Origin of the sequence: Shewanella sp. NKUCC05_KAH (assembly GCF_019345585.1) — a bacterium.
In the GTDB taxonomy this organism is placed as follows: Bacteria; Pseudomonadota; Gammaproteobacteria; order Enterobacterales; family Shewanellaceae; genus Shewanella; species Shewanella oncorhynchi.
The window spans coordinates 1-223 of the sequence record NZ_JAHKQZ010000083.1 but is presented as its reverse complement, the minus strand read 5'-3'; the positions used below and the strand labels follow the sequence as shown (position 1 = coordinate 223).

Here is a 223-nt window from a genome sequence, read left to right as displayed (position 1 = left end):
GTACGACACTTGGTGCTGAGCCTGATTCTGCGGCTGGCAATGGCAATGGTACAACCCCAGCGGTAACGGGCAACGGTTCGCCATCGGTGGCGAATGTAACAGATGATGGCATTCAAACCGATGTTCCTACAGCTGTCGCAGATACACCGACGAATGGGAGTACACCAGCTCGTCCGCCTGTCGCGGCGAAGACCACAAACACGCGTCAAACTACAACGCCCGC

The 223-nt window shown here is 57.0% G+C and carries 1 protein-coding gene; it reads left to right on the top strand.

Annotated features, from left to right (window positions below; translation table 11 throughout):
* A partial coding sequence (locus KO533_RS22560) for a hypothetical protein (protein WP_219256201.1) occupies positions 1-223 on the top strand: 223 nt, incomplete at both ends.